Raw genomic sequence first — 20,631 nt, 5'->3', positions numbered from 1 at the left:
GACGGTGGATATCGTCGCGGACGAGGCGGGTCGGGTGGCGAAGGTCGGCATGCTGGTGCGTGCCTGTGCGCTGGGCCAGGCCTCCGCCGCGCTGCTCGGCGAGGCAGTGATCGGCCGGAGCCCGGCGGAGATCGCTGCGGCCCGCGACGCGCTGACCGCCTGGCTGGCCGGCGAACGGGATACGCCTCCCGACTGGCCGGGTATGGACCTGTTCATCCCGGCGCTGCCGCATCGCGGGCGTCACGCCTCGATCCGGCTCGCCTTCGAGGCGGCGGCGGAAGCCGCCGCGCAGGCCGCGGAGGCACGGGTCTGATGGAGCACGCAAGCGATGGTTCGGTACTCGCCGACGCGGTGCCGATGCTCGCCTTCGCCTTGTTCTTCGTGCTGCTGTTCCGGCGGCTGAAGCTCGGTGCGACCCTGGGGTTTCTCGTCGCGGGTGCATTGGTGGGCCCGCACGTGCTGCGGCTGGTCGGCGATGCCGAGGGCAAGATGGGCATTGCCGAGCTCGGCATCGCGCTACTGCTGTTTCTCGTCGGGCTGGAACTGAGCCCGTCGCGACTGTGGCGGATGCGGCGGGACATATTCGGGCTGGGTCTCCTGCAGGTGACCTTGTGCGGCGTGGCAATCGCAGCCGTGGTCTGGCTCGTCACCGGATCGACCCTCGCGGCGGCCCTGGCGCTGGGCCTGCCGATGGGGCTGTCCTCCACCGCGCAGGTGCTGCCGCTGCTGCAATCCGCCGGTCGCCTGCGCACCCCCTTCGGCGAGCGGGCCTTCGCGATCCTGCTGTTCCAGGATCTGTCGATCGTGCCGCTGATCACCATCGTCGCGGCCCTCTCGCGCAATCCGGCCGATCAGGCGGGACCTCCCGGATGGCTGCTCGGGCTCTACACGGTCGGCGCGATCGTCGGGCTGGTGCTCGCCGGGCGCTTCCTGCTGCGGCCGCTGTTCCGCGTCATCGGCAATCTCGACGAGCGCGAGATGTTCGTCTTCGCCGGACTGCTGACGGTGATCGCCAGCGCCGCGGTGATGGAGGCGCTCGGTCTCTCCGCCGCGCTGGGTGCGTTCATCGCCGGCGTGATGCTGGCGGATTCGCCGTTCCGGCACGAGATCGAGGCCGATGTCGAGCCGTTCCGCGCGATCCTGCTCGGGCTGTTCTTCGTGGCGGTCGGCATGACGCTCGACCTCCACGCCATCGCCGAGCGACCGCTGTTCGTCGCGGGCATGGCGCTGGCGCTGATCGCCACCAAGGCGGCGCTGATCATGGGGCTGGGGCTGCTGTTCGGGATGAAGACGCGCGGCGCGTTCGCGCTGGGCGTGCTGCTCAGCCAGGGCGGCGAGTTCGGCTTCGTGCTGTTCGCCCAGGCGCAGAAGGCCCTGCTGATCGAGCCGCAGGCGGCCAGCGTGTTCAGCGCCATCGTCACCGTCTCGATGGCGACCACGCCGTTCCTGATGATGGCCACCCGGCGTCTGCGCGCGGAGCCTCCCAAGGCGGGTGACACCCCCGACGGTCCGCGTCAGGAAGGCGCGAATGCCGTGGTGGTCGGCTATGGCCGCTTCGGGCAAACGGTCACGCAGATGCTGATCGCGCAAGGGATTCCGGTGACGATCATCGATCGAGACGTGGAGATGATCGAGACCGCGGGCAGCTTCGGCATGAAGGTCTATTATGGCGACGGCACCCGCACCGACCTGCTCCGCCAGGCCGGGGCGGGGGAGGCCGAGCTGCTGCTGTTCTGCCAGGACGGCGACGGCATGGACACCGGGATGATGGAGGGCGTCCACGCCGCCTTCCCGAACGCGAGCATCTTCGTGCGCGCCTATGATCGTCGCAGCATCATGAAGCTGAAGGGCGCGCCGATCGCCGGCGTGGTGCGTGAGGTGATGGAAAGCGCGGTGGTGATGGCGCGCCGGGCGATGGATGCGGTGGGTGTCGACGGTGCCGAGATCGACAAGACCGAGGCCGAGTATCGCCGCCGGGATGTCGAGCGGCTCGCGCGGCAGAAGGAGACGGGCGATCTCTATGCCGGGCGCGACGGCATCTTCAGCCATGCGGCGGCCGCCACGGCGGCAGGGCAGGATCGCGGCGATGGCTAAGGCAGGAGCGGGCGAATGAACTGGATTGCGGTGCTGGCGGCGTTGTCGGGCGCGATGGCGGTGGCGGCGGGGGCATTTGGGGCGCACGGTGCGCAAGGGGTTGCCGTCGAATGGCTCAAGACCGGAGGCCAGTATCAGCTGATTCATGCGGTGGCGGCACTGGTGGCGCTGCAGTTCGCTGCGCGCGGGCCGGCGACGCTGTTCGTCGGCGGCGGCTTCGTCTTTGCGGGCACGCTCTACCTGATGGCGTTCGGCCTGCCGCGCTGGCTGGGGGCGGTGACGCCGATCGGCGGCGTTGCGATGATCCTCGGCTGGCTGTGGTTCGCCTGGATCCTGCTACGGGCAGCGCGATGACGGCGCTGCAGGCCGACTGGAATCCGGCGCAGGTCCGTCTCTGGCTGGAGCGCCGCATCAAGGCCGCGCGCTCCGACCAGGACGTCGCCGACCGCTATGGCCGCGACCGCGAGGACGAGTATGACAAGGCCGCCGCCGAGGAATGGGTGTGCGACCAGTTCCGGCGCAGCGATGCCGTGGAAGACCAGGCCCGCTTGGCCGATGCGATCAAGGCATTGGTAGCAAAGGACGATTTCTACCGCCCCGGCGTACGCAGCGAGCAAAGGTTCGAGCGCGAGGTGAAAACCTATTTGCGCAAGCTCGCCAAGATGGTGAAGACCAATACCGGGTTCGGGAAGACGTTGCGCTATCAGTGAGGGTCAAGCTCCTTGCCGTCAGGGCAGGGCAATTGCATTGAAATGATGACATGGCGGCATCTTGCAAAATGTCCGTCATCCCGGCGGAAGCCGGGATCCATTGCCTTGTCCGCTGGGGGAAAGAACCGAGCCATTCGTGCGAATGGATCCCGGCTTCCGCCGGGATGACGGGGGCCTTCCACCCCACTTCGTTGCCCCGCCCTTCAGAAAAGCGGCTCAAGTTCAAATCATTTCCCCGTCCGTCGGCAGCGATCCGAGCAGTAGATAACATTCTCCCAGTCCCGCTCCCATTTCTTCCGCCAGGCGAAGGGGCGCTGGCAGACCGGGCAGGTCTTGGTGGGCAGGTCTCGCTTGGCGACGCCGCGCGGCATGATGCTATTCCGCGCCGACGATCTTGGCGACGCCCGCCGCTACGGTCGGGTGATAGCCCGCCTTCGAGGCCTCGTAGAAGCGTCGCGCGATCGGCTTGCCCCAATCGCCCTGTGCCATCAGATCCTTGTAGATCGGATAGATCAGCAGCCCGCGGCCGACGCTGCCGACCAGCTTGCCGATGCCCGGCACCGCCGGATCATAGCGGTTGGCGATCGCCAGCTCGCCCCAGGCCGAGCGAACATAGGCGTTGTTCGAGGCCGAGAGCCCCAGCGTCTCGTCCAGTTCCTTGAGCCGCGCCCGCGTCTGCTGGCGATCCAGCCCATTGAGGAAGCGCAGCCATTGCTGGGTCGCCCAGCCCTGCGGCTGCACCGCGGAGACCGGCCCGCCGGCGTTCACCGCCGCCAGTTGCGCGTCGACTGCCTTCAGCGTCGCGGACTGCACGTGCACGGCATTGGTCGGCAGCCCCACAGCATAGGCCCAACGGTCTAGCTGGAGGTTGGCCTCCAGCCCGGCGTCGCCCTGCACGAGATTGGCGCGCAGGTCCGCCAGGAAGCCCGCCGTGGTCTGCGGCTGGAAGGCGTGTCGGTCGAAATAGCCGCGCAGATAGACGTCCCAGCGCGCGCGGCCGACCGTCCGCTCGATCGTGCGCAGGAAGGTCGAGCCCTTGAAGTAATCCAGCTGTCCGAAGGTCGCGCCGGGTTCGCCATGCAGCCGCGTGGTCGGCGCCTCCGTGCCGCCGGCATCGGCGATGTCCTTTTGCAGGCCGTCCCATTCGAGATCGGCGTCGGTCGCGGCGCGCTCCTTGCCGTACACCGCCTCCATGATGCGGTTCTCGAAATAGGTCGTGAAGCCCTCGTTCAGCCAGCTGTCCGACCAGGTCGCGTTGGTGACGAGATTGCCCGACCAGCTGTGCGCCAGCTCGTGCGCCACCACGTCGACGTTCGACTTGTCGCCGGTGATGATCGTTGGCGTCAGGAAGGTGAGGGTGGGGTTCTCCATGCCGCCGTACGGGAAGCTCGGCGGCAGGACGAGCATGTCGTAGCGGCCCCAGCGATAGGGACCATAGAGCGCCTGCGCCGCGTCGATCATCTTCTCGACATCGGCCACTTCCTTCGCGGCGGCGGCGAGCATGCTCGGCTCGGTCCAGACGCCGGCACGCGGGCCGACCGGCTGGAAGGCGAGATCGCCGACCGCGAAGGCGATCAGATAGGGTGGCACCGGCTTGTCCATGCGGAAGCGGAACTTGTGCCAGCCCTTGCCCGCCGGCACGCCCCTGGCGCCGTCGATCCGATCTCCGCTCGCCACCGCGACCAGATCGGCGGGGACGGTGAGCGTGGCCGACCAGGTCTGGCGGATGCCGGGGCTGTCCTGCGTCGGGATCCAGCTGCGGTTGTTGATCGGCTGGCCCTGGCTGAACAGATAGGGTTTCTTCTTGCCGGCGGTGAGGGCGGGCGCGAGCCATTGCAGCGCCGAGGCCACCGGTGCGGTGGCATAATGGATCACGATCTTGCGCGCGCCGTTCAGCTGTATGGTCAGCGGGGCGCCTAGATCGGGCTTGGCGGCACCGACGGTGAAGGGCAGCGGCTTGCCCGCGGCGTCGGTTACCCGGGCGATTGCCAGCCCGTCCTCATCGAGCGCGATTTCCTTCGCGCCCGGCGCGGCGAGGACATCCAGCGTCGCAGTGCCGGAAAGCGTCCTGCTCGCGAAGTCCGCGCGCAGGTCGAGCGCGACATGGGTGACGCGGGCGACCTCCGGCCGCGCATAGGTCCACGCGTCCTTCGCCTCGGGCGTGGTTAGGATCGGCGCGGGCGCGGTCTGCTGGGCGAGGGCGGGGGAGGCGAGCATGGTCGAAGCGGCAAGGGCCAGGGCTAGGATGCGCATGGCAAGGAGCTAGGCCCTGGCGTTGCACGGGGCAAGAGACTTGCCCTGGATCAAGCAGTTGTCGGCGCACACCGGGGAGCTTCGCGGCCGGCCGGATCGTTCGTGACGGTCTGGCGAAAGGAATGTGCATGGCGTTGTTGGTAGCGGATCGGCCGACGGTGGCGGCGAAGGGCGATCCGCAGGAATCGGCGCTGCGCGCGCTGATCCGGTTCCTGAAGCAGCGCGACTATCGATTCATCACGCCGACGCCCGCGACCCAAGCGCGCGTTCTGGCGCGGGGCGATCGACAGCAGGCAGGGGATCTGCGCGACGTGTTCGGGTGGAGCCTGCCGTTCGACGCGGGCCTGCTCGATCCGTTCCTGCTCGACGCGCTGGGCGCCGCCGAACTGATCGAGCGTGCCGGCACGCTGCTGCGGAGCATGGTGCGGGTGTCGACGCTCGGCCCGGACCTGCTGGTCCATTCCGCCTATCCGACCGACGATCAGGACGCGGTGTTCTTCGGGCCGGACAGCTATCGCTTCGCCCGCTTCATCGCCGAGGAACTGCGCCGTTGCCCCGTACGGGAAGGCGCGACGCTGGTGGACATCGGCACGGGCGCGGGCGCGGGGGCGATCGCCGCAGCACATTGCTGCCCCGAAATCGAGATCGTGATGACCGACATCAACCCGGCGGCGCTGCGGCTGGCGCGGGTCAACGCGCACATGGCCGGTGTGGCGGCGCGGTTCGTGGAAGGGGGCGATCTCATCGGCGTCCCCGGCGCGCTGGATCTGGTGCTGGCGAACCCGCCCTATATCATCGACCCCGCCGGTCGGGCCTATCGCGACGGTGGCGCGCTCCACGGGGCGGGCGTTGCGCTGGCAATGGCCAGCGAAGCGGTGCCGCGGCTCGCTCAAGGCGGGCGGTTCCTGCTCTACACCGGTAGCGCGGTCGTGCGCGGGAGAGACGCGCTGATTGCGCTGGTGACCGCGGTCATCGAGCGGGGGCGCGCCTGATTAAGCCCCTCCTCCTTGGAGGAGGGGTTTGGGGGGTGGAGGGATTCCAGAACAAAGGTTGGTCTCGGTGAGACGCTGCCCCACCCCAACCCCTCCCCTGAAGGGGAGGGGCTTAAGATCGCTTCAGCGCACCCCGTCCAGGAACGCCGCGACCGTCTCCAGGTCCACCGTCTTGTCGAGATAGGTCTGGCCGATCCCGCGCGCGAGCAGGAAGGGCAGGGTGCTGCCCTCCATCTTCTTGTCGTGCAGCATATGGCCGACCAGCGTCTTGCCGTCCGCGGTCACGCCCGCTGCGGCCAGCCCGTCCGGCAGCCCGACGCTGCGGAGATGCGCCGCCACCCGCTCGGCATCCGCCGCCGGGCACAGCCCCTGCTGTGCCGAGAAGGCGAAGGCCAGCGCCATGCCCGCAGCGACCGCCTCGCCATGGAGCAGCGTGTCCGAGAAGCCCGTCTCCGCCTCCAGCGCATGGCCGAACGTGTGGCCCAGGTTGAGCAGGGCGCGGGTGCCGGTGGTCTCGCGTTCGTCGGCGGCGACGATGCGCGCCTTGGCCGCGACCGAATGACCGATCGCCGTGGCGCGCGCCGCGGGGTCGCCCGCGAACAGCGCGTCCGCATTTTCCTCGCACCAGGCGAAGAAGGCCGCATCGTCGATCAGGCCGTATTTCGCCACTTCGGCATAGCCCGCGCGCAGCTCGCGCTGGGGCAGCGTGTCCAGCACCTGCGGATCGATCAGCACCAGCGACGGCTGGTGGAAGGCGCCGATCAGGTTCTTGCCCGCGCGCGAATTGATTGCGGTCTTGCCGCCCACCGAGCTGTCTACCTGCGCCAGCAGCGTCGTCGGGATCTGGACGAAGTTGCAGCCGCGCTTGAGGATGCTGGTCGCGAAGCCGACCAGATCGCCGATTACGCCGCCGCCGAGCGCGATCACGTGATCGCTGCGGACCACGCCTTGCGCCAGCAGCCAGTCGGTCAGCGCCTCCAACTGTGCCCAGCTCTTGGTGCTTTCGCCCGCGGGCAGCACCAGAACCGGTGCGGCAACCCCGGCGGCGGCAAGGCTGGCGACCAGCGTCTCGCAATGTGCGGCGAGGTTGGTGTCGGTCACGATCGGCATCGGCCGACCGCGCGACAGGGGGGCGAGCACCTCGCCCGCGCTGGCCAGCAAGCCGGGTTCGATGCGCACGTCATAACTGCGTGCGCCGAGGGCGACGGGGATGGTGGTCACTTGGATAGGGCCTTCAGGATCGCTTCGACGGTGGTTTCGTGGGGAGCCGCTACGCTGGGCACGCGGATTTCCGCAAGCGCGTAATAGGGGTTGCGGACCCGCGCCAGTTCGGTGAGCGTCGCCAGCGGATCCTTGCCGCGCAGCAGCGGCCGCGTGTCCCGCCGCCGCACGCGATCGGCCAGCACCGTGGGCTCCGCATCCAGCCAGATCGAGATCGCCTGGCCGAGGATCAGCGCCCGCGTCTCGTCGTTGATGAACGCGCCGCCGCCGGTGGCGATCACCTTGGGGGTCCCGTCCACCAGCCGGGCGATCACCCGCCGTTCGCCGTCGCGGAAATGCGGTTCGCCGAACTTGGCGAAGATGTCGGAGACCGACATGCCCGCCGCCGATTCGATTTCCGCATCGGCATCTACGAAGGGAAGCCGCAGGCGCTGGGCAAGGCGGCGCCCTACCGTGGTTTTCCCGGCCCCCATCAGGCCGACCAGGACGATCGGCTTGCCGGTCCAGCTGTTCAGTTGCGCATGCGTTTGTAACATCGTGCGAAGGGCTATACAGCGATGGACCGTCTCGGGCAAAAGGCCCGTACCGCTCAAGGATTGGACTGTTTTTCATGTCGCGTTTGCTTGTCGTGTTGCTCGTCATTCTGGTGGTTCTGGTGGGCGGCATGTTCGCCCTGGCCGGCCGCAACACCGTGAAGGAGCCGGTGCGCATGGAGAAGGCGGTCGCGCTTGAAAACCTCGCCAACTAGGGTTTCCCGGATCGCGCTCGGCGCGGCGCTGCTCGCCGCGATCGGCGTGCCGGCGTTCAGCCAGCAGCAGAAAGCCCCCGAATCGCTGCTGCCGCCCGGCTTTGACCAGCCGACGCCGCGACCGCAGCCTTCGGTGCGTCCCAGCCCTGCGCCGAGCGTCGCACCGGCAGCAATGCCATCACCGGGCGGTGACGTGGCGCCCGCCGGTGGCGACATGGGGCCCGATGCGTTCGACGTCGAGGAAAGCAATGCCAGCGTCGCCGCCGCGCCGGCGATCGATCTTTCGCAGTACGATCTTCCCAAGGGTATGCGCCGGCCGCTGAACCGCATCGGCATCCTGGCGGCGGGCAACGCGCCGTTCCCGGCCGATGCGTTCGGCGACGTGGCCGGCGCGACGCAGGTGACGCTGATGCGCCGCCTCGATGCCCCCATCGCATCACGCTGGGTTTCGATCGCGCTGCGCCGCGCGCTGATGTCGCCGATTGACACGCCGCGGGGGATCGGCGGTGCCGATTATGCCGCCGAGCGCGCCTGGCTGCTGCTCCGCATGGGCGAGGCGGGGGCCGCGCGCGGCCTGGTCAGCTATGTCGACATCGACGACTATACCAACGCGCTGGACCGCGTGGCGATGCAGGTCGCGCTGGCGACCGGCGACCCCGCTTCGGTGTGCCCGATCGTCGACGATGCCGCCGCAGCCATTCCCGATCGCGGCTGGGCGCTGGCCCAGGCGATCTGCGCAGGCCTGGCCGGCAAGCCCAGCGAGGCCGACCAGCGCCTCGATGCCGCTGCCAAGGGCAAACCGCGCAACGATCTCGACACGCTGCTCGCCACCAAAGTGGTGGGGATGGGCGCCGATTCGCGCCGTGCGGTGACGATCGACTGGGTCGGCGTGCCGTCCCTCTCTGCCTGGCGCTTCGGCATGGCGACCGCGGCGGGCGTGGACATTCCCGACAATCTGTTCGCCACGGTGGGCCCGGAGTTTCGCTATTGGCAGGCACTGTCGCCCTCGGTTGCGCCGGTGAACCGCGCCGGCGCTGCCGAGCTGGCGGCGGCGGCGGGCGTGCTCTCCAACGCCGCGCTGGTCGATCTCTATGCCGAGCTCGATCAGGCGAGCGACGTGCCCGATCCGCTCCAGAAGACCGTCCGCGACCTGCGCAATGCCTATACCGGGTCGGCCAGCGAGCGGGTGCAGGCGATGAAGAGCCTGTGGGATGCGGTGGAGACGCCGCGCCTGCGCTATGCCCGCCTCGTGCTGACCGCCAAGGCGGCCGCCTGGATCCCCGCCGGCAAGGATGCGGCGGAGCCCGATCGGCTGATCGCGTCGATGCTGTCCGCCGGCTATGACTCGGCGGCGCTGCAATGGCGGGGTGTGGTGGCGCCGGGCAGCGAGGGCTGGGCGCTGCTGGCGCTTGCCGAGCCCGCGGGCGCGATCGGCTATGGCGATTTCCAGCGTTATGCGGGGTCGGCGAGCCCCCGCAAGGCGGCGATGCTGCTGGCCGGGCTGGCGGGGCTCGGTCGCCTGTCGCCTGCCGACGCGCAGCGCGGCGCGGAGGCGACCAAGGTCGGCATCGACGGCGTCAACGCCTGGACCCAGGCGATCGACCGCGCAGGCGCGCGCAACCAGCCCGGCATGGTCGCGCTGCTCGCCGGTGTCGGCATGCAGTCGCCGCGCTGGGATCAGGTGACGCCCGAGGCGCTCTACCACATCGTCGCCGCGATGCGGGCGGCGGGGATGGCCAATTATGCCCGGATGATCGCCGTGGAAGCGGTCACGCGCGCGGCGTGAGCGCCGATCGCGACCTGATCGAGCGCTTCCTGGAGATGCTGCGCGCCGAGGCAGGCGCGGCGGCGAACACCATCGCGGCCTATGGCACCGATCTGCGACTTGCTTCCGAGGCACTGGGCGGTGGCCTGGTCCATGCAGGGCGCGAGGAGATCGAGCGGCTGGCGAGCGGATGGGGCGAGCTGGCCCGCGCCACGGTGGCCCGGAAGTCGGCAGCGCTCCGCCGCTTCTTCGCGTTCCTCGCGGAGGAGGGGCACCGCGCGGACGATCCCGGCAATGCCCTGCCGCGCCCGGGGGCTGCGCGGCGCCTGCCCAAGATCCTCAGCACGCACGACGTCGACGCGATGTTTGCCGCCATCGCCGAGCGCCAGGCGCGGGTGCCGCCCGATCCGCTCGACCTGCGGCTCGCCGCGCTGATCGAGCTGCTCTACGGATCGGGCCTGCGCGCGACCGAGCTGGTGTCGCTGCCGCGCAACGCGATCCATCCCGATCGCCCGTTTCTGATCCTGAAGGGCAAGGGCGGGCGCGAGCGGCTGGTGCCGATCTCCGATCGTGCGCGGGCCGCGGTGGGGCTATGGCGGCGCGAGGTTCCGCCGGACAGCCCGTGGCTGTTCCCGTCGGGCAAGAAGCACCTGACCCGCGTCCGGCTCTACCAGATCGTCCGCGCGTTGGCGGGGATCGCCGGCATCCCGCCCGACCGGGTGAGCCCCCACGTCCTGCGCCACGCCTTCGCGACCCACCTGCTCGAGGGCGGCGCAGACCTGCGCGCGCTGCAGGCGATGCTGGGCCACGCCGATATCGCGACGACCGAAATCTACACCCATGTCGACAGCCGCCGCCTGGTCGAACTCGTCAACGAGCGGCACCCGCTCGGCGAGGCGCTCGTTGACGCGAAGCGCGGCGCCCGGTAGCGCGGCGCCCATGACGACATTCCTCGACTTCGAGAAGCCGATCGCCGAGCTCCAGGGCAAGATCGACGAGCTGCGCAGCGCCGCCCAGGGCGGCGAGGTGGACATCGCCGCAGAGATCGCCCCGCTCCAGGCCAAGTCGGACAAGCTGCTGCTCGACACCTATGCCAAGCTGACGCCGTGGCAGAAGACGCAGGTCGCCCGCCATCCGGAGCGCCCGCACTTCAAGCATTACGTCGCCGGGCTGATCGAAGACTTCATGCCGCTGGGCGGCGACCGCGCCTTTGCCGACGACGCCGCGATCATCGGCGGCCTCGGCCGGTTCCGCGGGCGCCGCGTGATGGTGATCGGGCACGAGAAGGGCGACGATACCGCCAGCCGGCTCAAGCACAATTTCGGCATGGGCAAGCCGGAGGGCTATCGCAAGGCGATCCGCCTGATGAAGCTCGCCGACCGGTTCGGCATTCCGGTGATCACGCTGGTCGACACCTCGGGTGCGTTCCCGGGCGTGCAGGCCGAGGAGCGTGGCCAGGCCGAAGCGATCGCACGCTCGACCGAGGCGTGCCTGTCGCTGGGCGTGCCGCTGGTCGCCTCGATCCTCGGCGAAGGCGGCTCGGGCGGCGCGGTGGCGCTGGCGGCGGGCAACCAGGTGCTGATGATGGAGCACGCGGTCTATTCGGTGATCTCGCCGGAGGGCTGCGCCTCGATCCTGTGGCGCACCGCGGACAAGGCCGCCGACGCGGCCGAGGCGATGAAGGTCACCGCGCAGCACCTGAAGGAGTTGAAGGTGATCGACGGCATCGTGCCGGAGCCGCTGGGCGGGGCGCACCGCGCGCCCGGTCAGGCGGTGCAGGCGCTGGGCGATGCGATCGAGAAGGCGCTGGCAGGCCTGTCCGGCATGTCGCCGGAATCGTTGCGCCAGGCGCGACGCGCCAAGTTCCTGGCAATGGGCCGGATCTGATCCACGAAAAAGGGGCCGTCACGCTGGGTGGCTGCCCCTTTTTTCTCGACGTTTGAAGCGTGCGATCAGGACGCCTTCATGTTCGAGCTGACATTGCCGAACGTGGTGTTGAGCTGGTTGCCCAGCCCCTGCATCGCTGCAATCGCCGCCACGGCGATGAGCGCCGCGATCAGCCCATATTCGATGGCGGTCGCACCACGGCGATCGCGGATCAGCGCGACGAGCTTCTTCATGCAGCGCTCCTTTCCAAGCGGACATGGGACGGCGCTGCCCGGCAGCGCCGCCGTCTCTGAAACCGGGGAAGAAGGGAGGCTTACGAAGCCTTCATGTTCGAGCTGACATTGCCGAACGTCTTGTTGAGCTGGTTGCCCAGGCCCTGCATGGCGGCGATCGCGGCAACCGCGATCAGGGCTGCGATCAGGCCATATTCGATCGCCGTCGCACCCTTGGAATTCTTGAAGAAATTGCGAATCTTCTGCATACCCGACTCCATCGTCCCAGAAACTTCAAACACCGGCCTCGGCGGGGGTCCCGATGAGGCTCGTTGACCCTAGGCGATAGGGGTTAAGAACCGGCTAAATCCGCTGCTTAGCGAGAGATTTAGCTTGGCTTCAGCCCGCCTGCTGGACCTTTTGCGACATGTTGCCCCAGAGCTGGCCGGTCGCGTTGCCCAGGCTGGTGAGCCCGGCGATCATCGCCAGCACGATCAGCGCCACGATCAGCCCATATTCGACGGCCGTCGCGCCGCGTTCCGCAAAGACGAGCATGCGCAAGGTGTGGATCAGGGCTCGCATAGATCCTCCAATTCGTTCAGGGAGCGCGGGGACTTTGGCAGGATTAGATTGCAAAGTGATTAGCGAGACACGGCCGATGCTGTTGGTGGTCGCCGCTGCGATGATCGCGGACGGCCGCGTGCTGGTGCAGCAGCGCCCCCAGGGCAGCGCGCTGGCGGGTTTGTGGGAGTTTCCCGGCGGCAAGATCGAGCCGGGCGAGCGCCCCGAGCCGGCACTCGCCCGCGAACTGGACGAGGAACTGGGTATCGCGGTGGATCCCGCCGCGCTGGTGCCGCTGACCTTCGCGAGCGAGCCACTGGCGGATCGGCAGTTGGTGCTGCTGCTGTACCGGATCGATGCCTGGCAGGGCACGCCCGAGCCGCGCCAGGCCAGTGCGCTGCGCTGGGCGGACATGGCGACGCTGCGCAGCCTGCCGATGCCGCCGGCCGACATGCCGTTTCTCGCCGTGCTGGAGCCGTTGCTCGATTAGGTTGCGACCGATGCGAAATAGCGGTTGCCGCCGTCATCGACCATGCCCTCCACCGGTGTGAACCGCGCGTCGATGAGCGCCGCGCGATAGGCTGCCTCGCCAAGCGAACGGGAGGTTCGGCCGGTCAGGCTGTCTGTCCAGGCGCAGGCTTCGCGCGGGGCCGTGAACAGGAACCGTGCACCGGGGTGCAGGGCATCGCGGACCCGCCGGATCAGCGCGATCTGCTCCGATTCCTCGATCAGGAAGATCAGCCCGATGGCGATCGCGGCATCGAAACGGCGATCGAAGAACCGGCTCGACTGCACGGCCTCGCACGCCGCATGGGCGCCCGGCAGGTTGCGACGGAAGGCTGCCAGCAGGGTTGGCGAGGCATCCACGCCGAACACGTTGAATCCGTGCTCTGCCAGCGCGGTCGCGATCGGCCAGCCGGTGCCGCAGCCGATATCGATGACGGCCGTACCCCGCGGAAGGTCCCGCGCCCAGCGCTGCACGATGTCGACGCCGATCGAGGAGCGCAGTGCCTCGAAATCCGCGGCCACGGCGTCCCAGCCTGCAGAAGGGTCGTCCGTCATGGCGGCCTGCGCCCGCGGGCCTGCCGCTATTGCTTCGGCTTCAGCGCATCGAGCAGCGAGGCGGTGGCGCTGCCGGGCCGTGCGGGTTTGGGCTGCGACGGATCGGGCGCCCAGCCGGTCAGGTACACGATCGAATAGCGCTCGGGGGTGCGGCCGTCCGGGTCGGCGCGCTCGGCAAAGGCCGCGGCAGTGCCCAGCAGCGTCTCGCGGCGCATCGGCGGGGTGTTTGGCAGCAGGTTGGTCGCCGCCATGCCACGCAGGTCGCGGATCAGCCCGCCCAAGCCGCCATAGCGGACGGTCAGCGTCTCGACATCGGCGACGGGCAACGCGAACCCTGCGCGCGACAGCAGGTCGCCGCCTGCACGCACGTCGATCTGCGGATGGAAGCGGGCGACCGGCCGGTCCGCCTCGGCGGCGAGCAGGCAGGCACGCAGGGTGGACAGGCTGCCTGCCCCCAGGAACGCACCGAGGAACAACCCATCGGGCTTGAGCGCGCGGCGGGCGAGGGCAAGGGCACCGGGTACGTCGTTGACGGTGTCGAGCACCCCGGCGGAGATCACCAGGTCGAAGCTCGCCTCCGGAAAGGGGTGCAGGTCCTCGTCTGCGTGGATCGCACCGGTTTTCGCGGCGAAGGCTTCGCCGGCCTCCAGCCGGGTGATCGTGGCACCCGGCCATCCGAAGCCGCCGTCCGCGCTGCCGAGATCGAGCACGGTGCGGAACTCGCGCTTCACGCCTTCCAGCCGCTCGATCAGCCCGTCGAGCATATGGTCGCGCAGAAAGCCCTCATAGCTGCGGGCGGCGCGGTCGCGGCGCTTGCGGCGGAGCGCGCGGTCGAAGATTTCGGAGTCGGACACGCGGGCGCTTGTGCAGCGGGGCGCGACTTGGAACAAGATGCGGCGTGGATCCGCGCGCGCCCTTTCTCCGGCTGCTCGACCTGGCATTGCCGCCGCGGTGCCCGGGCTGCGGCGACATCGTCGAGGCCGACCACCGCTTCTGCGCCATTTGCTGGGACAGTCTGCATTTTGTGGGGCCGCCCTGGTGCGCGGGATGTCATCTGCCGTTCGAGTATGATCGCGGCGAGGGAGCGCGCTGCGGCAGCTGCATCGCCGATCCGCCGCCGCACGACGGGGTACGGGCCGCGGTGGCTTACGGCGACGTTGCGCGGCGGCTGGCGCTCAAGCTGAAATATGGCGGGCGGCTGGCGGCGGCCGAGACCATGGCGCGGGCGATGGTGCGGCTGGTGCCGGAGGAGGGGGATCTGCTGGTACCGGTGCCGCTCCACCGCTGGCGGCTGTGGTCGCGAGGATTCAACCAGGCGCTGCTGATCGCACGTGGCGTGTCGCGGGGCACGGGGATGCCGGTGGAGGTGGATCTGCTGCGCCGGGTGAAAGGGACGCCGAAACTGCAGGGGCTCGGCAGGCGGTCGCGCGCCAAGGCGGTGGCAGGGGCCTTCGCGCTTGCGCCGGGTGCCGAGGCTCGGCTGGAGGGGCGCGTCGTGGTGCTGGTCGATGATGTCCATACCAGCGGGGCCACGGGGGATGCCTGCGCCCGGCTGCTCAAGCGCGGCGGGGCGGCGAAGGTGATCCTTCTGTGCTGGGCGCGCGTGCTCGCGGACGAGACGCTGGATTGACAAGCGAGACCCCCGCGCACACCTCTGGGGGCATTATGGCAAAGGTCGAAATCTACACCAAGGCGTTCTGCCCCTATTGCACGCGCGCCAAGAACCTCCTCTCCGCCAAGGGCGCGACGTTCGAGGAATATGACATCACGATGGGCGGGCCGAAGCGCGCCGAGATGCTGGAGCGTGCCCCCGGCCGCACCACGGTTCCGCAGATCTTCATCGACGGGAAGCATATCGGCGGGTCGGACGATCTCGCCGCGCTCGACCGTCAGGGCGGACTGGACCCGCTGCTCGCCGCATGACCCGCGCCGCGCTGCTCCAGATGACGAGCGGGATCGATCCCGCCGCCAACGCCGCGGCTCTGGTCGAGGGCGTGGCGCAGGCCAAGGCGGGCGGTGCGGCGATGCTGTTCACGCCGGAAATGTCCGGTCTGCTCGACGGGAAGCGCGAGCGTGCGCAGCAACATTATCGGCGCGAGGCGGAAGATCCGGTCTTGGCGGCCGTGCGCGAGGCTGCGGCCAGGCATGGTATCTGGGTGCATCTGGGCAGCCTCGCGGTGCTGCGTGCGGACGGCAAGCTCGCCAACCGCGCCTTCGTGATCGACGATACCGGCGCGATCCGCGCCCGCTACGACAAGATGCACCTGTTCGACGTGGACCTTCCCACCGGCGAGAGCTGGCGCGAATCGAACAGCTATACGGCGGGGGAGGGGCCGGTGGTGGTCGACACCCCGCTCGGCAAGCTCGGCCTCGCCATCTGCTATGACCTGCGCTTCCCGGACCTGTTCCGCACGCTGAGCAATGCCGGCGCCACGATGCTTGCAGTCCCTGCCGCCTTCACCCGCCCGACGGGCGCGGCGCACTGGCACGTGCTGCTGCGTGCCCGCGCGATCGAGGCTGCCGCCTTCGTGATCGCAGCGGCGCAGACGGGCGAACACGAAGACGGCCGCGCCACCTATGGCCACAGCCTCGCCATCGATCCCTGGGGGACGACACTGCTCGACATGGGTGAGGCTGCGGGGCTTGGCTTTGCCGAGATCGATCCGTCGCGGATCGACGATGTCCGCACCCGCGTGCCCGTGCTCCGCCACCGCCGCACCATTCCGGAGGCGACGCTGGCGTGATCGTCTTCGACCTGAAGTGCAGCGGTGAGCATGTGTTCGAGGTGTGGTTCAAGTCGAGCAGCGCCTATGAGGAGCAGCGCGCGCAGGGGCTGATCGCCTGTCCTTATTGCGGCGACAGCACGGTCACCAAGGCGGTGATGGCGCCGGCCGTCGCACCCAAGGGCAACCAGCTGGCCGAGAAGAAGGCGCCCGCCAAGCCCGAGGCGTTCAAGGCCGCGCTTGCTGCTATCGCCCAGATCCAGGCAAAGCAGCTTGAGACGTCGCAGTGGGTGGGCAGGGCCTTTGCCGAGAAAGCCCGATCGATGCATTCGGGTGAGACACCGGAGGCGCCCATCCACGGCCAGGCGACGCTGGAGGAGGCCAAGGCGCTGGTTGAGGAGGGGGTGCCCGTCGCCCCGCTGCTGGTGCCGGTAATCCCGCCCGAGGCGCGCAATTGATTTGCCCGGCATTGGTCGGTACGAGCGCAAATGTGGCCCGGTAGCTCAGCAGGATAGAGCAAGCGATTCCTAATCGAGAGGTCGGAGGTTCGAATCCTCTCCGGGTCACCATCTCCACACGTTTCGCGTTCGCCGCGCCCCCCCCGACAAAGAAGAGGAGTCGCGCGCCCTGGTGCACGACTCCCCAGTGTTGCCCTCCGCCGATGGGTGAGGCCGGTGGAAGCGGAGGGCGAAGCGATCAGAAGCGAGTGCCGACGCCGAAGCCGAACACCAGCGGGTTGATGGTGACGCTGGTCTGGTTGATCACGCCGCCGGTGTTGAGCCGGGCGGTGGTTCCCATGTCGATGTATTTGACGTCGAGGTTCAGGAAGAACTTCTTGTTCAGATCGATATCCACGCCTGCCTGCAGCGCATAGCCGACGCTGTCCTTCAGCGAGAGGCTGGTCTGGCCCAGCGCCTTGTTGAGCGAGTCGCTGGTCTTGGCCGAATAGAAGGTGGTGTAGTTGATGCCCGCGCCGACATAGGGGCGCACCGCCGCCTTGGGCATGAAGTGATATTGCAGCGTCAGCGTCGGTGGCAGCACCCAGGTGTGGCCGACCTTGCCGAGCGCCGAGATCGCTTCGCGGCCCTGGATGTCGTGGCGGGTGCTGGAGACGATCAGCTCGGCGCCGATATGGTCGGTGGCCATGTAGGTAAAATCGACTTCGGGCATCACCGCATCGCCGAGACCGACCTTGCCGGTGGGAATGCCGGGTGTGATGCCGGTCGACGATTCGTTCGGGGCTACGACGATGCCGCGCAGGCGGACCAGCCAGTCGCCGGCCGCGATGCCCGCCTTGTCCTGTGCCTGGGCGCTCGCGGTGGAGGCCAGCAGGCCGGCAGCGGCCAGACCGACAAAAAGCGAAGTACGCATGGTTCATTTCTCCTCGTGTTCGACGAGGCACCGGGTACCGCCAAGCAAGATGCGCGGTTTTGATCCGCCGCAACGTTGCGGCTAGGTAATGTTCCGAGGGCATGGGACGGGCAGTCTGCGGACCTATACGTAACGACAGCCCGGCGTCCGGCGCGGCATCCAGCGCGCGGAGGCGGATATGTACATGGATCGAAATCAGCCGGACCTGGGCGCTGCCGAATGGAGCCTGCCGAGCCGCTGTGCGGCCTGCGGCGTGCGCATGGGCTCGCTGTGCGGCGGCATCTCCGCGGCGGCGCTGGAAGCGCTCAATCGCATCGGACGCAAGCGGGTGCTGCGCCGGGGTGAAGCGCTGATCTGGCAGGGCGACGTGGCGGAGCAGGTCGGCATCCTGCATCACGGGCTGGTCAAGCTCTCCGCCTCGCTCGAGGACGGCCGCGAGCAGATGCTGGGCCTCGCCTTCCCGGCCGATTTCGTCGGCGCGATCGGCGAGCGCCCGTCGAGCCACTGCGTCACCGCGCTCACCGAAACCGAGCTGTGCGTGTTCTCCCGCAGCGCGCTGCCCGCCCTGGTCGAGGCGCATCCCGAGATCGGCCAGGCGCTGCTCTCCCGCGCCTATGACGAACTGGACCAGCTGCGGCGCTGGATGCTGCTGCTCGGGCGCAAATCGGCCGAGGAGCGGGTCGCCAGCCTGCTCCTGCAGTTCGCCGCGCGCGGGACCTGTTCCTCCGGCGCGCCGGTGCCGCTGCCGCTCACCCGCCAGCAGATGGCGGAATTGCTGGGCCTCACCATCGAGACGGTCAGCCGCAAGCTGACGGCGATGAAGCGCGACGGCGTGATCGCGCTGCCCGATCTGCGCAGCTTCGTCATTCTGGATCGCGATGCGCTCGCGACAATCGCGGCCGAGACTCCGTAACTAACCGCATGTCGTATGGGAGCGGTGCTGCCTAGTCTGGCTTCATCCTGGAAGATCAGGACATGAAATGGAGGCGACCATGAAGAATGTTCTCGTTCTGATGCATGACGATGCCGGGCAGGAAGCACGTTTTCAGGCGGCACTGGATTTGACACGCGGGCTGGAAGGGCATCTGCGCTGCGTCGATATTGCGATGGTGCCGGCCTATGTCGGCGATTATGTCGAATTCGGCGGCGGTGCCGCGCTGATGGCGGACGAGCAGACCCGAGAGGCGGCAAACCGCGTGCGGATGGAGGCGCGGCTCAAGGGCGAGGACGTGCCCTATGACTGGGTCGACACGACCGGCTTCGCCCGCGAATGCCTGCGCGGGGCGACTGCGCTCGCCGACATCGTGGTGCTCAACCGCGAGCTCGACAAGATCGACTATCCCGACATGCGCGACCTGATCTGCGACACCATCCTCAAGACGGGCAAGCCGATCGTCGCGGTGCCCGGACATGCGCTCGCCTTCGATCTCTATGGTCATGCGGTGGTGGCATGGGATGGCTCGCGCACCGCCGAGGCAGCGCTGCAGGCGGCGGTGCCGCTGCTCAAACATGCCGGCACCGTATCGATCCTTGTCGTCGACGAGGGCACGTTGCGGCTGACCGCCGCCGATGCGGCCGCCTATCTCTCGCGCTACGGCATTCGGCCGGAGATTCGGGTGGTGCCGAAGACGGATACCGTCAGCGGCGCGATCCTGAATACGGTCAAGGCGCTCGACGCGGCCTATCTGGTGATGGGCGGCTTCGGCCACAGCCGTTTCCTGGAGGCGGCCTTTGGCGGCGTCACCCGGCGAATGCTGGCGGAAAGCCCGGTGCCGCTGGTGCTGGCCCATTGACCACCGACTCGCGCGCCGGAGGCCGCACGCGGGCATGAAAAAGGGGCAGGCATCGCAAGGATGCCTGCCCCTTTTTGTTCGTGCCGCCCGAATAGAGCGGCGCGCCCCTCGCTTACTTGACGTGCTTGGCGAGGTGCTTGTTCATTTCGAACATGGTGGCCTTGTCGCCGCCGAAGATCGGCTTCAGCGTGTCGTCGGCCAGGATCTCGCGCTTGTTCGCGGGATTCTGCAGGTTGTTCTTCTTGATGTATTCCCAAACCTTGCTGACGATCTCGCTGCGCGGCAGATCGGCGGTACCAACGATCTTCGCCAGTTCGGGCGAAGGGGTAACCGGCTTGGCAATGCCGCCGCGTGCTTTGGTCTCGGCCATCGTGTCTAACTCCTGTTCGTGCCCCTTAGTGGGGCTATTCCTTCGTCAGCGCCTCGGGATTGAGAGGCTTCCTCCCCCTTGTCGCAACCAACGATGTACTGCGGTTCGTGCGGTGATGCACGCCCCTGTACGCCTTTGATCGTGGGAAAGGGCGTCTGTCCAGCACAGACCGCACCGGAGCGCGCCGAACCGTCACTTTGCGGCGCTGCGGTGGTGCAACCACGCAACAGTTTGCGGGAAAATTGTTCGAATCTTGCCGTTTCAGGCCAGCGCGCGCGCCTGGACCAGCCCTTCGAAGGTGCCGCGGACCTCGGCCGATGCCGCCGCGGTCAGTCGCTGCACGTCGGCAAGGAAGGCAGCCGCATCCGCGCCGGGTGCGCGGTGCGCCATTTCCCAATGGCCGAATTCGCGCCGGTCGACGGTGCGCCGCGAGAGCATGACGATCGCGCGGTGGCGGGCATCCTGCCGGATTCGCGCATAGGCGGCCTCGACGGCATCTTCGGGTCCCTCCAGTGCCTGGAGAAAGCGGCCCGCATCGGCATAAAGCAGCCCCGTGATCCGATCGCGCGCATTGTTGCGGCGGGATATCGTCAGGATATCCTGGGTCGGGCAGGGGGCGGCCGGGTTGGCGGAACTGATATAGACGAGCTGCAGCATGGAAATTGTCTCCTGCGAGCATGCATTTTCGGCCAACGATGGTTAACAAGCGATCAACGCCACCGAAGCTCCGTTGTTTTACAGGTACTTCCTCGGCGCTGGACAAGTTCGTATAATTGCGGCACTGTCTGCGAGTGATCGACGCCCTGCGCCTTACCCTGCGACTTATCCGCCCTTAGGGGCCGATTTCGCACGCGCGCGTCTCCCCTAAG

At 68.4% G+C, this 20,631-nt stretch carries 28 protein-coding genes and 1 tRNA gene; 17 read left to right on the top strand and 12 right to left on the bottom strand.

Going from position 1 to position 20,631, the window contains the following annotated elements; translation table 11 throughout:
- From KK7_RS0104030 to KK7_RS0104015, 4 genes are all read left to right on the top strand, one after another.
- On the top strand, positions 1-313 hold a 313-nt coding region (locus KK7_RS0104030), incomplete at its 5' end, for an iron-sulfur cluster assembly scaffold protein (RefSeq protein WP_010543361.1).
- On the top strand, positions 313-2,094 hold the full coding sequence (locus KK7_RS0104025; protein ID WP_010543360.1) for a cation:proton antiporter domain-containing protein: 1,782 nt from the start codon (positions 313-315) through the stop codon (positions 2,092-2,094). The genes KK7_RS0104030 and KK7_RS0104025, both read left to right, overlap by 1 nt.
- A gap of 15 nt (positions 2,095-2,109) precedes the next feature.
- Complete coding sequence (locus tag KK7_RS0104020) at positions 2,110-2,448, top strand: DUF423 domain-containing protein (RefSeq protein ID WP_010543359.1); 339 nt, start codon at positions 2,110-2,112, stop codon at positions 2,446-2,448.
- Complete coding sequence (locus KK7_RS0104015; RefSeq protein WP_010543358.1) at positions 2,445-2,804, top strand: hypothetical protein; 360 nt, start codon at positions 2,445-2,447, stop codon at positions 2,802-2,804. Before KK7_RS0104020 ends, KK7_RS0104015 begins: the two co-directional genes overlap by 4 nt.
- Before the next feature lie 227 nt (positions 2,805-3,031).
- Here KK7_RS0104015 and KK7_RS21770 read toward each other — a convergent pair whose 3' ends face one another.
- Entirely contained in the window at positions 3,032-3,175 is a 144-nt protein-coding gene (locus KK7_RS21770; RefSeq protein ID WP_010543357.1) for a DUF2256 domain-containing protein, read from the bottom strand.
- A gap of 4 nt (positions 3,176-3,179) precedes the next feature.
- On the bottom strand, positions 3,180-5,057 hold the full coding sequence (locus KK7_RS0104010) for a M1 family metallopeptidase (RefSeq protein ID WP_010543356.1): 1,878 nt from the start codon (positions 5,055-5,057) through the stop codon (positions 3,180-3,182).
- Between the two features lie 128 nt (positions 5,058-5,185).
- Here KK7_RS0104010 and KK7_RS0104005 point away from each other — a divergent pair, with 128 nt between their 5' ends.
- Entirely contained in the window at positions 5,186-6,049 is an 864-nt protein-coding gene (locus KK7_RS0104005; RefSeq protein ID WP_010543355.1) for a methyltransferase, read from the top strand.
- 123 nt (positions 6,050-6,172) lie between these two features.
- Here KK7_RS0104005 and aroB read toward each other — a convergent pair whose 3' ends face one another.
- Together aroB and KK7_RS0103995 are read right to left on the bottom strand one after the other, a co-directional pair.
- Positions 6,173-7,270, bottom strand: a complete 1,098-nt coding sequence (aroB, locus tag KK7_RS0104000; protein WP_010543354.1) for a 3-dehydroquinate synthase — start codon at positions 7,268-7,270, stop codon at positions 6,173-6,175.
- Complete coding sequence (locus KK7_RS0103995) at positions 7,267-7,806, bottom strand: shikimate kinase (protein WP_010543353.1); 540 nt, start codon at positions 7,804-7,806, stop codon at positions 7,267-7,269. The genes aroB and KK7_RS0103995 overlap by 4 nt, the downstream gene beginning before the upstream one ends.
- Before the next feature lie 74 nt (positions 7,807-7,880).
- On the opposite strand from KK7_RS0103995, the gene KK7_RS23135 reads away from it, so the two are divergent.
- Genes KK7_RS23135 through KK7_RS0103975 form a run of 4 tightly spaced genes read left to right on the top strand, consistent with a single transcriptional unit; the run spans position 7,881 to position 11,670 of the window.
- Entirely contained in the window at positions 7,881-8,018 is a 138-nt protein-coding gene (locus tag KK7_RS23135; protein WP_010543352.1) for a hypothetical protein, read from the top strand.
- Positions 7,999-9,804: a hypothetical protein gene (locus tag KK7_RS0103985; protein WP_029622760.1), complete on the top strand. Its 1,806-nt coding sequence runs from the start codon at positions 7,999-8,001 to the stop codon at positions 9,802-9,804. The genes KK7_RS23135 and KK7_RS0103985 overlap by 20 nt, the downstream gene beginning before the upstream one ends.
- Positions 9,801-10,712, top strand: coding sequence for a tyrosine-type recombinase/integrase (locus KK7_RS0103980; RefSeq protein WP_010543350.1), 912 nt, complete (start codon positions 9,801-9,803; stop codon positions 10,710-10,712). The genes KK7_RS0103985 and KK7_RS0103980 overlap by 4 nt, the downstream gene beginning before the upstream one ends.
- Before the next feature lie 10 nt (positions 10,713-10,722).
- The gene (locus KK7_RS0103975) at positions 10,723-11,670 is read left to right on the top strand and encodes an acetyl-CoA carboxylase carboxyltransferase subunit alpha (protein ID WP_010543349.1); all 948 of its coding nucleotides are present in this window, start codon (positions 10,723-10,725) and stop codon (positions 11,668-11,670) included.
- 65 nt (positions 11,671-11,735) lie between these two features.
- Here KK7_RS0103975 and KK7_RS0103970 read toward each other — a convergent pair whose 3' ends face one another.
- The 3 genes from KK7_RS0103970 to KK7_RS0103960 all read right to left on the bottom strand — a co-directional run bounded on the left by KK7_RS0103970 (position 11,736) and on the right by KK7_RS0103960 (position 12,464).
- Positions 11,736-11,903: a Flp family type IVb pilin gene (locus KK7_RS0103970; protein WP_010543348.1), complete on the bottom strand. Its 168-nt coding sequence runs from the start codon at positions 11,901-11,903 to the stop codon at positions 11,736-11,738.
- Positions 11,904-11,983: 80 nt separating this feature from the next.
- The gene (locus KK7_RS0103965; RefSeq protein ID WP_010543347.1) at positions 11,984-12,151 is read right to left on the bottom strand and encodes a Flp family type IVb pilin; all 168 of its coding nucleotides are present in this window, start codon (positions 12,149-12,151) and stop codon (positions 11,984-11,986) included.
- Between the two features lie 130 nt (positions 12,152-12,281).
- A complete protein-coding gene (locus KK7_RS0103960; protein ID WP_010543346.1) occupies positions 12,282-12,464 on the bottom strand; it encodes a Flp family type IVb pilin in 183 nt (60 codons plus the stop codon).
- Between the two features lie 76 nt (positions 12,465-12,540).
- Here KK7_RS0103960 and KK7_RS0103955 point away from each other — a divergent pair, with 76 nt between their 5' ends.
- Positions 12,541-12,933: a (deoxy)nucleoside triphosphate pyrophosphohydrolase gene (locus KK7_RS0103955; RefSeq protein ID WP_010543345.1), complete on the top strand. Its 393-nt coding sequence runs from the start codon at positions 12,541-12,543 to the stop codon at positions 12,931-12,933.
- Here KK7_RS0103955 and KK7_RS0103950 read toward each other — a convergent pair.
- On the bottom strand, positions 12,930-13,505 hold the full coding sequence (locus KK7_RS0103950) for a class I SAM-dependent methyltransferase (RefSeq protein ID WP_010543344.1): 576 nt from the start codon (positions 13,503-13,505) through the stop codon (positions 12,930-12,932). The genes KK7_RS0103955 and KK7_RS0103950 overlap by 4 nt on opposite strands.
- A 26-nt stretch (positions 13,506-13,531) precedes the next feature.
- Positions 13,532-14,359 (bottom strand): methyltransferase domain-containing protein, encoded by an 828-nt coding sequence (locus tag KK7_RS0103945; RefSeq protein ID WP_010543343.1) that lies wholly within the window; start codon positions 14,357-14,359, stop codon positions 13,532-13,534.
- Positions 14,360-14,403: 44 nt separating this feature from the next.
- On the opposite strand from KK7_RS0103945, the gene KK7_RS0103940 reads away from it, so the two are divergent.
- From KK7_RS0103940 to KK7_RS0103920, 5 genes are all read left to right on the top strand, one after another.
- Complete coding sequence (locus KK7_RS0103940) at positions 14,404-15,135, top strand: ComF family protein (protein ID WP_010543342.1); 732 nt, start codon at positions 14,404-14,406, stop codon at positions 15,133-15,135.
- 35 nt (positions 15,136-15,170) lie between these two features.
- Entirely contained in the window at positions 15,171-15,428 is a 258-nt protein-coding gene (gene grxC, locus KK7_RS0103935) for a glutaredoxin 3 (RefSeq protein ID WP_010543341.1), read from the top strand.
- Positions 15,425-16,249 carry a carbon-nitrogen hydrolase family protein gene (locus KK7_RS0103930; protein ID WP_010543340.1) on the top strand — a complete coding sequence of 275 codons (825 nt, stop codon included), beginning with the start codon at positions 15,425-15,427 and terminating at the stop codon, positions 16,247-16,249. Before grxC ends, KK7_RS0103930 begins: the two co-directional genes overlap by 4 nt.
- Complete coding sequence (locus tag KK7_RS0103925; protein ID WP_010543339.1) at positions 16,246-16,686, top strand: DUF1178 family protein; 441 nt, start codon at positions 16,246-16,248, stop codon at positions 16,684-16,686. Before KK7_RS0103930 ends, KK7_RS0103925 begins: the two co-directional genes overlap by 4 nt.
- A gap of 34 nt (positions 16,687-16,720) precedes the next feature.
- Positions 16,721-16,797, top strand: a tRNA-Arg gene (locus KK7_RS0103920).
- 127 nt (positions 16,798-16,924) lie between these two features.
- Here the strand turns inward: KK7_RS0103920 and KK7_RS0103915 are convergent.
- The gene (locus KK7_RS0103915; RefSeq protein WP_010543338.1) at positions 16,925-17,599 is read right to left on the bottom strand and encodes an OmpW/AlkL family protein; all 675 of its coding nucleotides are present in this window, start codon (positions 17,597-17,599) and stop codon (positions 16,925-16,927) included.
- A 184-nt stretch (positions 17,600-17,783) separates the two neighbouring features.
- Between KK7_RS0103915 and KK7_RS0103910 the strand changes: the two genes are divergently transcribed.
- Together KK7_RS0103910 and KK7_RS0103905 are read left to right on the top strand one after the other, a co-directional pair.
- Positions 17,784-18,512 (top strand): Crp/Fnr family transcriptional regulator, encoded by a 729-nt coding sequence (locus tag KK7_RS0103910; protein WP_010543337.1) that lies wholly within the window; start codon positions 17,784-17,786, stop codon positions 18,510-18,512.
- Between the two features lie 79 nt (positions 18,513-18,591).
- Positions 18,592-19,392: a universal stress protein gene (locus tag KK7_RS0103905; RefSeq protein ID WP_029622754.1), complete on the top strand. Its 801-nt coding sequence runs from the start codon at positions 18,592-18,594 to the stop codon at positions 19,390-19,392.
- Positions 19,393-19,504: 112 nt separating this feature from the next.
- Here KK7_RS0103905 and KK7_RS0103900 read toward each other — a convergent pair whose 3' ends face one another.
- On the bottom strand, positions 19,505-19,762 hold the full coding sequence (locus KK7_RS0103900) for an SWIB/MDM2 domain-containing protein (RefSeq protein WP_010543335.1): 258 nt from the start codon (positions 19,760-19,762) through the stop codon (positions 19,505-19,507).
- A gap of 261 nt (positions 19,763-20,023) precedes the next feature.
- Positions 20,024-20,419: a BLUF domain-containing protein gene (locus KK7_RS20070; RefSeq protein ID WP_010543334.1), complete on the bottom strand. Its 396-nt coding sequence runs from the start codon at positions 20,417-20,419 to the stop codon at positions 20,024-20,026.
- Between the last annotated feature and the right edge of the window lie 212 nt (positions 20,420-20,631).

It is taken from the genome of Sphingomonas elodea ATCC 31461, from assembly GCF_000226955.1.
Lineage (GTDB): Bacteria > Pseudomonadota > Alphaproteobacteria > Sphingomonadales > Sphingomonadaceae > Sphingomonas > Sphingomonas elodea.
Note: the sequence above shows the minus strand (reverse complement) of the source record. Positions and strands in the feature narration are given on the sequence as shown.

What these genes read in the sequence shown, in the direction of transcription:
- KK7_RS0103910 (WP_010543337.1), top strand. Translation starts at nt 17,784, where the DNA reads ATGGATCGAAATCAGCCGGACCTGGGCGCTGCCGAATGGAGCCTGCCG.
- KK7_RS0103975 (WP_010543349.1), top strand. Translation starts at nt 10,723, where the DNA reads ATGACGACATTCCTCGACTTCGAGAAGCCGATCGCCGAGCTCCAGGGC.
- KK7_RS0103970 (WP_010543348.1), bottom strand. Translation starts at nt 11,903, where the DNA reads ATGAAGAAGCTCGTCGCGCTGATCCGCGATCGCCGTGGTGCGACCGCC.
- KK7_RS0104025 (WP_010543360.1), top strand. Translation starts at nt 313, where the DNA reads ATGGAGCACGCAAGCGATGGTTCGGTACTCGCCGACGCGGTGCCGATG.
- KK7_RS0104020 (WP_010543359.1), top strand. Translation starts at nt 2,110, where the DNA reads ATGAACTGGATTGCGGTGCTGGCGGCGTTGTCGGGCGCGATGGCGGTG.
- KK7_RS0103905 (WP_029622754.1), top strand. Translation starts at nt 18,592, where the DNA reads ATGAAGAATGTTCTCGTTCTGATGCATGACGATGCCGGGCAGGAAGCA.
- KK7_RS0103960 (WP_010543346.1), bottom strand. Translation starts at nt 12,464, where the DNA reads ATGCGAGCCCTGATCCACACCTTGCGCATGCTCGTCTTTGCGGAACGC.
- grxC (WP_010543341.1), top strand. Translation starts at nt 15,171, where the DNA reads ATGGCAAAGGTCGAAATCTACACCAAGGCGTTCTGCCCCTATTGCACG.
- KK7_RS20070 (WP_010543334.1), bottom strand. Translation starts at nt 20,419, where the DNA reads ATGCTGCAGCTCGTCTATATCAGTTCCGCCAACCCGGCCGCCCCCTGC.
- KK7_RS0103915 (WP_010543338.1), bottom strand. Translation starts at nt 17,599, where the DNA reads ATGCGTACTTCGCTTTTTGTCGGTCTGGCCGCTGCCGGCCTGCTGGCC.
- KK7_RS0103950 (WP_010543344.1), bottom strand. Translation starts at nt 13,505, where the DNA reads ATGACGGACGACCCTTCTGCAGGCTGGGACGCCGTGGCCGCGGATTTC.
- KK7_RS0104005 (WP_010543355.1), top strand. Translation starts at nt 5,186, where the DNA reads ATGGCGTTGTTGGTAGCGGATCGGCCGACGGTGGCGGCGAAGGGCGAT.
- KK7_RS0103955 (WP_010543345.1), top strand. Translation starts at nt 12,541, where the DNA reads ATGCTGTTGGTGGTCGCCGCTGCGATGATCGCGGACGGCCGCGTGCTG.
- KK7_RS21770 (WP_010543357.1), bottom strand. Translation starts at nt 3,175, where the DNA reads ATGCCGCGCGGCGTCGCCAAGCGAGACCTGCCCACCAAGACCTGCCCG.
- KK7_RS0103900 (WP_010543335.1), bottom strand. Translation starts at nt 19,762, where the DNA reads ATGGCCGAGACCAAAGCACGCGGCGGCATTGCCAAGCCGGTTACCCCT.
- KK7_RS0103995 (WP_010543353.1), bottom strand. Translation starts at nt 7,806, where the DNA reads ATGTTACAAACGCATGCGCAACTGAACAGCTGGACCGGCAAGCCGATC.
- KK7_RS0104010 (WP_010543356.1), bottom strand. Translation starts at nt 5,057, where the DNA reads ATGCGCATCCTAGCCCTGGCCCTTGCCGCTTCGACCATGCTCGCCTCC.
- KK7_RS0103965 (WP_010543347.1), bottom strand. Translation starts at nt 12,151, where the DNA reads ATGCAGAAGATTCGCAATTTCTTCAAGAATTCCAAGGGTGCGACGGCG.
- KK7_RS23135 (WP_010543352.1), top strand. Translation starts at nt 7,881, where the DNA reads ATGTCGCGTTTGCTTGTCGTGTTGCTCGTCATTCTGGTGGTTCTGGTG.
- KK7_RS0103930 (WP_010543340.1), top strand. Translation starts at nt 15,425, where the DNA reads ATGACCCGCGCCGCGCTGCTCCAGATGACGAGCGGGATCGATCCCGCC.
- KK7_RS0104015 (WP_010543358.1), top strand. Translation starts at nt 2,445, where the DNA reads ATGACGGCGCTGCAGGCCGACTGGAATCCGGCGCAGGTCCGTCTCTGG.